General features: G+C 45.4%; 6 protein-coding genes and 1 pseudogene. 2 read left to right on the top strand and 5 right to left on the bottom strand.

Features of this window, described 5'->3' with window-relative positions:
* Positions 1 to 251: 251 nt before the first annotated feature.
* The 4 genes and pseudogenes from fre to trxA form a co-directional block, all read right to left on the bottom strand.
* Positions 252 to 962, bottom strand: a complete 711-nt coding sequence (fre, locus tag CSW98_RS17225; protein WP_100801712.1) for an NAD(P)H-flavin reductase — start codon at positions 960 to 962, stop codon at positions 252 to 254.
* A gap of 109 nt (positions 963 to 1,071) precedes the next feature.
* A pseudogene (gene ubiD, locus CSW98_RS17220) lies at positions 1,072 to 2,529 on the bottom strand (4-hydroxy-3-polyprenylbenzoate decarboxylase); the annotation flags it as partial.
* Positions 2,530 to 2,642: 113 nt separating this feature from the next.
* Positions 2,643 to 3,902, bottom strand: a complete 1,260-nt coding sequence (gene rho, locus CSW98_RS17215) for a transcription termination factor Rho (RefSeq protein WP_100801710.1) — start codon at positions 3,900 to 3,902, stop codon at positions 2,643 to 2,645.
* A gap of 219 nt (positions 3,903 to 4,121) precedes the next feature.
* Positions 4,122 to 4,448: a thioredoxin TrxA gene (gene trxA / locus CSW98_RS17210; RefSeq protein WP_100801709.1), complete on the bottom strand. Its 327-nt coding sequence runs from the start codon at positions 4,446 to 4,448 to the stop codon at positions 4,122 to 4,124.
* Positions 4,449 to 4,658: 210 nt separating this feature from the next.
* On the opposite strand from trxA, the gene rhlB reads away from it, so the two are divergent.
* Together rhlB and gppA are read left to right on the top strand one after the other, a co-directional pair.
* Positions 4,659 to 5,963 (top strand): ATP-dependent RNA helicase RhlB, encoded by a 1,305-nt coding sequence (gene rhlB, locus CSW98_RS17205; RefSeq protein ID WP_100801708.1) that lies wholly within the window; start codon positions 4,659 to 4,661, stop codon positions 5,961 to 5,963.
* Between the two features lie 20 nt (positions 5,964 to 5,983).
* Positions 5,984 to 7,483, top strand: coding sequence for a guanosine-5'-triphosphate,3'-diphosphate diphosphatase (gene gppA / locus CSW98_RS17200; protein ID WP_100801707.1), 1,500 nt, complete (start codon positions 5,984 to 5,986; stop codon positions 7,481 to 7,483).
* 71 nt (positions 7,484 to 7,554) lie between these two features.
* On the opposite strand, the gene CSW98_RS17195 is transcribed toward gppA, so the two are convergent.
* The gene (locus CSW98_RS17195; protein ID WP_100801706.1) at positions 7,555 to 8,226 is read right to left on the bottom strand and encodes a 7-cyano-7-deazaguanine/7-aminomethyl-7-deazaguanine transporter; all 672 of its coding nucleotides are present in this window, start codon (positions 8,224 to 8,226) and stop codon (positions 7,555 to 7,557) included.
* Between the last annotated feature and the right edge of the window lie 188 nt (positions 8,227 to 8,414).

The following is an 8,414-nucleotide window of genomic DNA, read 5'->3' as shown; positions in this document are numbered from 1 at the left end:
GAGATAACGGTCAGTGTCAAACACTTTTTCAAATTTATTTCACCAGAGCTTTCGTCCTGACTGACTCTGCGCTGAGGCCTTGTCGGCTCTGCCGTGTCAGTGAGGCGGCATTATAGAGAGATGTTTCAGCTTAGCAACCCATTTTTAGAAAAAAAATAGTTTTTCTGTTTGAGTGCTGATTATTCAATCGATATGTACAAAAAGAGGGCTAATTTACCCTCTTTGTTAGAGACATAAATAGATATGTCTAATTAAATAAATGCGTAAGCATCAGCAAACATACGTTCTCGTTTCGCTGATTTTTGCTCCACAAACTGCTCACGAGCAGCTCCAGCCATCTCAAATCTACCGGCAATATAGATATCAAACTCTTCTAATGAAGCAAAATCATCCTTTACCGCACTGAGTACATTGCCGACTTTTCCACTCCAACCTGCTGATGCTGATTCTACAACCGGCACAAAATGGATCTGCTTGTATTCGTTAGCAATCTGCTGTAATTCTTGCAAAGCGTAAAGTTGACATTCTGTTTTCGCCCCCCAATACAGATAAATCGGCTTTTTAACCTCCTGGGAGATACAGTGATCCAATATAGAACGTACATAACTAAACCCCGTCCCTCCGGCAATAAGCAGCAGCAAACGGTCACTTTCCTGCAACCATGCATCACCATGCGGCGCCTCTATCTGAATATCTGTGTGATTATTTAAGGCATCACGCATGGCGGCCACAACTTCCAGTGCATACGCATTCTCTTCTGCAGCTCCGATATGCAACTCCAATTCCCCCTGATGACGGCATGGACTACTGGCGATCGAAAACGGGCGCTTATCTTTCTCTCCCATCACGACCAGCAGATACTGACCCGGTTTAAAAGAAACCGGGGTTTCCGGATGTAAGAGTATTTTGTGCGTATTACAAGCCAAAGGCTCAATAGACTTTACTTGGCATTTTATAGTCATATTCCTCTTCTCTTATCAGGAAAGGGTTAATGAAGAACAGTAACGTAAGTCTTATAAGTGTTGAGCATCGTATACAGTTACTGCCCTGTCTGAATTATAATATATTCAGTTCATCCCAGATGGCGTCAATTTTGGCCACGAGTTCCGGGTCTTTATGAATCGGTCTTCCCCACTCTCTGTCTGTTTCTCCCTGCCACTTATTGGTGGCGTCCAGCCCCATCTTAGAACCCAGACCAACCACAGGAGAAGCGAAGTCAAGTGAGTCTATCGGTGTATTGTCTATCATTACAGTATCGCGCTTCGGATCCATACGTGTCGTAATCGCCCAGATAACATCATTCCAGTCTCTGGCATTTATATCTTCATCACAAACGATGACAAACTTGGTATACATAAACTGGCGCAGGAATGACCATACCCCCATCATGACCCGTTTGGCATGTCCCGGATACTGTTTTTTCATGGTGACAACAGCCATGCGGTATGAACACCCTTCCGGCGGCAGGTAAAAATCCACAATTTCCGGAAACTGTTTCTGCAGTATCGGCACAAACACTTCATTCAGGGCAACCCCTAATACAGCAGGCTCATCCGGTGGCCTGCCAGTATAAGTACTGTGATAGATCGGATTTTTGCGCATAGTCATGTGGGTGACAGTAAACACCCGATGCATTTCCGCTTCATTGTAGTACCCAGTATGGTCACCATAAGGACCCTCTTCGGCAAACTCGTTTGGATCGATGTAACCTTCGAGCACAATTTCAGCTCCAGCCGGTACTTCTAAATCGTTACTAACCGATTTCACCACCTCCGTTTTACTACCACGCAGCAATCCAGCAAACGCATATTCCGACATAGTATCGGGAACAGGGGTAACCGCTCCAAGAATAGTGGCCGGATCGGCACCAAAAGCAACAGAAACAGGGAACGGTTCACCCGGATGAGTTTCCATCCAATCCTGCAAGTCCAAAGCTCCGCCCCGGTGGGCCAGCCAGCGCATGATAATCTTATTCTTGCTCAGCTTCTGCTGACGGTAAATCCCCAGGTTCTGCCGTTTTTTATGGGGCCCTTTAGTGATAGTCAATCCCCATGTCAGCAATGGTGCAATGTCCTCCGCCCAGCAACTCATCACCGGCAACTTATCCAGATCAACCTGATCGCCTTCCCAGACAATCTGCTGGCATGGTGCTTTTTTTAGCCGTTTGGTAGGCATATTCAGCACCTGCTTAAATACAGGGAGCTTCCCCATAGCATCCCGAAAACCTTTTGGCGGCTCGGGCTCTTTCAGATAAGCAAGTAATTTACCAACATCTCTTAGTTCCGATACGTCACTGCGTCCCATACCAAGCGCGACCCGTTCTTCGGTACCAAACAAGTTGGTTAATACCGGCATGTCATAACCTACCGGTTTTTCAAATAGTAATGCCGGGCCACCAGCTCGTAATACGCGATCACTAATTTCAACCATTTCATAGTGTGGGTCTATGGGATAGGTAATACGCTTGAGCTGACCTTTCTCTTCCAGATACAAGATAAAATCCCGTAAGTCTTTAAATTCTGCCGCCATTTTTTACCTAACGATGAGTGATTTTGACCAACTTATTTACATTTTTTGAGTATAACAAAAACGCCACCCTCGTTAAGGGTGGCGTTTTAAATATTTACCTGCTGCAAGAACCGTTATTGACGGCGCATCGCATCAAAGAATTCATCATTGGTTTTAGTCATTGCCAACTTATCAATCAGAAACTCCATTGCATCTGTTTCACCCATAGGGTGCACAATCTTACGCAGGATCCACATTTTCTGTAGTTCATCAGGTTTAGTCAGCAACTCTTCACGACGAGTACCTGAACGATTGAAGTCAATCGCCGGGAACACTCGTTTTTCAGCAATCTTGCGGTTCAAGTGCAGTTCCATATTACCTGTACCTTTAAACTCTTCGTAGATAACCTCGTCCATCTTAGAGCCAGTATCGACCAGAGCAGTTGCAATAATCGTCAGACTTCCGCCTTCTTCTACATTACGAGCCGCACCAAAGAAACGCTTTGGACGATGCAGAGCGTTAGCATCCACACCACCGGTCAAAACCTTACCAGAGGAAGGAACAACCGTGTTATAGGCACGAGCTAGACGGGTAATAGAGTCAAGCAGGATCACAACATCTTTTTTGTGCTCAACCAGACGCTTAGCCTTTTCGATAACCATCTCGGCAACCTGAACGTGACGCGATGCTGGTTCATCAAAAGTCGATGCAATAACTTCTCCTTTAACCAAGCGTTGCATCTCTGTTACTTCTTCCGGACGTTCATCAATCAGTAGAACCATCAGTTCACACTCAGGATGATTATAAGCAATACTCTGCGCAATATTTTGCAGCAGCATTGTTTTACCTGCTTTTGGTGGCGCAACGATTAAACCACGTTGTCCCTTACCAATCGGAGATGCCAAATCCAGAACACGAGCAGTGATATCTTCTGTAGAACCATTACCTCGTTCCATAGTCATACGCTCATTAGCGTGCAACGGAGTCAGGTTCTCAAATAAAATCTTATTTCGGGCATTATCAGGTTTATCGTCGTTAACCGTATTAACTTTCAGCAATGCGAAATAACGCTCTCCGTCTTTAGGCGGGCGAATCTTTCCAGCGATAGAATCACCGGTACGCAGGTTAAAACGACGAATTTGGCTTGGAGAAACATAGATATCATCAGGGCCGGCAAGATAAGAACTATCGGCACTGCGCAGGAAGCCAAAACCGTCCTGCAAAATTTCCAGAACTCCATCGCCGAAAATGTCTTCACCACTTTTGGCGTGAGCTTTAAGAATGGAGAAGATAATGTCTTGCTTACGCAGACGGGCAAGGTTTTCCAGACCTAGGCTCTCGCCGAGTTTAACAAGCTCAGAAACAGGCTTGTTCTTCAATTCAGTCAGATTCATAGTGGTGGATACTTTAGCTTTTGTAGTCAAAATAGGATCTGTATGTGTTAGTTAAGAGTATTATTGCTGGTCTCAGGGTCGACCAAGAAATGAACGGTTGTCTATTTAACGTGCGATAAACTAGCACTAAAAACAAGAGTAGTCTAGTTTTCTAAAAAACAAAACCGTGCATTGCTTAAAAGTGCACGGTTTATTCTCTTATTTATTAACCATCTCAGATTACAGATTAGCGTCTAAAAATTCTTTCAATTGGCTCTTAGACAAAGCGCCGACTTTAGTCGCAGCAACGCTGCCGTCCTTAAACAGAAGCAGGGTCGGAATACCGCGAATACCAAACTTAGGCGGGGTACCGGCATTTTGATCAATATTCAGTTTACCGATAGTGAGTTTACCTTCGTACTCTTCTGCGATTTCATCGAGAATCGGAGCAATCATCTTGCAAGGACCACACCACTCTGCCCAAAAATCAACTAAGACCGGGCCTGCAGCATTGATTACATCGTTCTCAAAACCTTCATCAGAAAGCTGCACAATTTTATCACTCATCTTCCACTCCAATGTGTGTTATCAGGTTCTGGCCAGACGAAAATATTTACGACACCGGCCAAATAACGGCCACAACAACTCACAGAACATCATTAATGTGGTTATTATATGTACGTTTCTGTATTTCCGTTGAGTAAAAACCAGAAAATAGATTCCCTATTGGACTGGATTTGCTTCCGTATTGCAACCCTTAGCTGATATTCTATAGCAATGAAAAAGACCTATATCACAGAGCAAAAATTCGCCGACTTGGATTTACACCCGCAAGTCATTGAAGGATTGGACAAAAAAGGATTTGAGTACTGCACTCCTATCCAAGCCTTGGCGTTGCCGGTACTGCTCTCCGGCCAAGACATCGCAGGCCAGGCCCAAACCGGGACTGGTAAAACTCTCGCGTTTCTTACTGCAACTTTTAACCATCTACTAAATACTCCAGCACCTGAAGGCCGTAAAAGCTCTCAGCCCCGGGCTATTATTATGGCTCCGACCCGGGAACTTGCTATTCAGATCTATAATGACGCCGAATCCTTAATTGAAACGACCGGGATTAAAGCCGCACTGGCCTATGGTGGTGAAAGTTACGATAAACAGTTAACCAAACTGCAGGAAGGTGTCGACGTATTAATCGGCACAACAGGCCGCATTATTGATTTCTATAAGCAAAAAGTCTTTAACCTCAACCATATTCAGGCCGTAGTACTGGATGAGGCAGATCGTATGTTCGATCTTGGCTTTATTAAAGATATCCGTTTTCTGTTTCGTCGCATGCCGGAACCGAAAGATCGTCTGAATATGCTGTTTTCCGCAACCCTGTCTTATCGGGTTCAGGAACTGGCTTTCGAGCATATGCATAATCCGGAACATGTTGTTGTTGAACCGGAACAGAAAACCGGACACCGAATTCAGGAAGAATTATTCTACCCGTCTAACGAGCACAAAATGGCTCTGTTACAAACACTGATAGAAGAAGAGTGGCCGGATCGGGCAATTATCTTTGCCAATACCAAATATAAATGTGATGACATTTGGGGGCATTTGGCTGCAGACGGTCACCGTGTCGGTCTTTTAACCGGAGATGTTCCGCAGAAAAAACGCGAACGTATTCTTGAACAGTTTACTCAGGGTGATGTAGATATTCTGGTGGCTACTGATGTAGCAGCCCGAGGCTTACATATCCCTCAGGTAACACACGTTTTCAACTATGATCTACCGGATGACTGTGAAGACTACGTCCACCGAATCGGCCGTACCGGCCGCGCAGGTGCCAGTGGCAATTCCATCAGTTTTGCCTGTGAAGAGTATGCCATTAACCTAACCGCAATTGAAGAATATATCGAACACAGTATTCCTGTCTCTGAGTATGATGCTTCAGCTCTACTGACTGACCTGCCGGCACCAATCCGCATGCGCAGTAAACACACTCAGCGCAGAACCAACACAGGGGGCTCATCCCGGGCTGGAAACCGTAATCCACAGCGCCGTTCACGGACACCACGTCAGCCAAGAAAACAATAACAAGGACGTTATTAAGACACATGAATCAGACTGTTGCATCTCCGTTATACGCTGCTATCGATCTCGGATCGAATAGCTTTCATATGCTGGTTGTCCGTCATATTGATGGCAGTGTCCAGACCATGGCAAAGATCAAACGCAAAGTGCGTCTCGCTGCCGGACTGGATGAGCATAATACTTTAAGTACAGAAGCGATGCAGCGGGGATGGGATTGTCTGAGTCTGTTTGCGGAAAGGTTGCAGGATATTCCTGAAGACAATATCCGTATTGTCAGTACAGCGACCCTGCGTACGGCAACCAACGCCGGTATATTCCTGGAACAAGCCAACAAAATTCTCGGTCACCGTATTGAGGTTATTTCCGGTGAAGAAGAAGCAGCCACAATCTATAAGGGTGTGGCACACACCTCAGGAGGAATGGGACGCCGCTTGGTTGTGGATATCGGTGGAGCCAGTACCGAACTGATTATTGGTGAGGGCTTTGAGGCAAAAGCATTAACCAGCCTTAAAATGGGCTGTGTCACCTGGCTGGAACAACATTTCAGGGATCGACAACTCAGCCAAAAAAACTTTGATGCCGCCATAGCTGCAGCCAAGGAAACTCTGGCTCCGATTCTGGCAGAGTATAAAACCATCGGCTGGAATGTCTGTGTCGGAGCGAGTGGTACTGTTCAGGCACTTCAGGAAATCATGCTGGCACAGGGTATGGATGAGGTCATCACACTAGCCAAACTGCAACGGCTGCAAAAACAGGCTATGATTGCTGACCATCTGGAGGAGCTGGAAATAGAAGGCCTGACTCTCGAGCGGGCTCTGGTTTTTCCTAGCGGCTTATCGATTTTGATTGCAATATTTGAACTGCTAAATATTGACTCAATGACTTTGGCTGGTGGCGCTCTACGTGAAGGTATGGTTTACGAGATGATGAATGAGATGCGCCAGAATGATATCCGCACTCGTACGATTCACTCTGTTCAGACTCGCTATCAGATCGATAGTCGCTATGCGAATCAAGTCGCAGAATTAGCCAACACATTTTTCTATCAGTGCGGCGGTACAGCCTGGATGACAGAATCTCAGGCTCCCGTGCTGCTGGAGACCGTTGCGAAGTTGCATGAAATCGGACTCACCATAGATTTTAAGAGAGCAGGTGAGCATAGTGCGTACTTACTTCAGCACTTAGATCTTCCGGGCTATACCCGGGCACAGAAACACCTTCTCGCTGAACTTGCAAGACGCTACAAGGATCAGTTAACAACGCTTCCGGAACAACATGCTGTCTCATCATTAACAGCAATCCACATGCTGAGACTGTTGAGGCTGGCAGTTCTGTTAAGTCATCGCAGAGACACAAAACTGCTGCCGACATTTAAACTCAGAGCAAGTGGAGACAAGCTGATTCTGACCATAGCCCAAACCTGGCTGGACAGCAACCCTCTGACAAACGCCGAACTGGAAATCGAAGCTAATCGTCAAATTGATATGGGATGGCCTCTGGAAATTGAAGCCAGTAACCAATAAAAATAAAGCCCGGTGCTTAAGTGCCACCGGACTTTTTTAGAGACTTATATCAGTAAATGCAACGGACTGTCTTACACTTTTACTCCAGCAATCTTCAGTTTCGGATTTACCGCTGTCAGCTTTTTCACCAGATAATTCAGTAGTACACCATAGAGGGGGACAAACAGACCTAAGCTAATAACCAGCTTAACGCCATAATCCACCAGCGCAATTTCCGTCCAGTGTTCAGCCATAAAGGCATCCGGACTCTGGTAAAAAGCAATACCAAAGAAAGCTACAGTATCCAGTGCATTACCAAACAGAGTGGAACAAGTTGGCGCAACCCACCACTGTTTTAGCTGACGCAGACGGTTAAATACCTGTACGTCCATAATCTGTCCCAGCAGATAAGCCATAAAGCTGGCTATTGCAATACGGGCAACAAACAGATTCAATTCACTCAATTGTACCACTCCCTGAAACGATCCCTCGAAAAACAGTACTGACAAGGCATAAGAAAACACTAATGATGGCAACATCACCAAAAAGATAATCTTACGCGCCAGTCTGGCACCAAAAATACGCACCGTCAGATCTGTAGCTAAAAAGATAAATGGAAAAGTAAATGCGCCCCATGTGGTATGGAAGCCAAATACAGTAAAAGGGATCTGTACCAGATAGTTACTGGAAGCAATGATAATAAGGTGGAAAAACACCAGAAAAGATAAAGCGTTGCGCTGCTGCGCAGGGGTAAAGTTACTCATATTGTACCTTTTTCGTTTTGCTTGGGGGTGAGGGAACCCAAGGTGAAGAATAAGTCTTCGGGTTAATTAAATTATATTGTAGCTATCAGAAGTAGTTTCCTTCAAGCGGGCGGCGATTATACATTAATCAATTCATGCCGCAAGCATACAAGAAATAGCAAACGTTTTCGGTCGACGGAAGGATAATA

It is taken from the genome of Vibrio sp. HA2012 (assembly GCF_002812955.1).
Taxonomy (GTDB): Bacteria; Pseudomonadota; Gammaproteobacteria; order Enterobacterales; family Vibrionaceae; genus Vibrio.
This window is presented reverse-complemented; position numbering and strand designations above follow the sequence as displayed.